The 722-nt window shown below is 69.5% G+C and carries 1 pseudogene; it reads left to right on the forward strand.

Annotated features, from left to right (window positions below):
* Nucleotides 1–461, forward strand: a pseudogene (locus tag AOK17_RS47625) (DUF4142 domain-containing protein); the annotation flags it as partial.
* Nucleotides 462–722 lie beyond the last annotated feature (261 nt).

Consider the following 722-nt stretch of genomic DNA (forward strand, 5'->3'; position numbering starts at 1 on the left):
AGCCCAACGAGCAGCAGCAGGGCTGGCTGAACCAGATGTCCGCGGCGTCGGACCAGGACTACGTGAAGGTGTGGGCGAACCTTCTCCGGTCCGCGCACGGCAAGATCTTCCCGGTGATCGGCACGGTCCGGAACCAGACGCGCAACACGCTGGTGCGTCAGCTCGCCTCGGACACCAACCAGACCGTGCTCGACCACATCACGGTCCTTGAGAAGACCGGCGCAATCGACTTCGACGCGATCGCCAACGACTCGGTGGCCGGATCGACGGCCAGCCCGAGTGGTCCGCCGCCGCCGGTCTCGGGCGTGGCCCCGCCCGCGGCGCCGCCCGCGGAGGCCACAGGCGACATCCAGACCACCTCACGGCCCTCACCGGGTGCGCCGGGCACGGTCAACACGAAGCGGCCGGAAGCCGAGGACCCGGACAATCCGGGCGGGGCCTCGCCCACTCCCTCACCCTAGCGAGGGATGACCTCAGCCCGTCCCGAAGCTCAAATGTTGCTCTGAACGTCCCCGCCGATGGGTTCGGCCCCGCTTCCCGGGGCCATGACCCCGTCACGCCGGAACAACAGGTCCGTCGAAGGAGACGACGCACAGGTCCTGGTGAAGCCGTGGTGAAGGAGGGGGACGCGATGAAGCACCTGGGTACGGGAATCGGGTGGCGGCCGGAGATCGCGGCGGCCGTGGAGGGCATGCCCGGCATCGACTGGGTCGAGGCCGTCG

The sequence above is a fragment of the Streptomyces phaeochromogenes genome (assembly GCF_001418655.1).
Classification (GTDB): Bacteria; Actinomycetota; Actinomycetes; order Streptomycetales; family Streptomycetaceae; genus Streptomyces; species Streptomyces phaeochromogenes.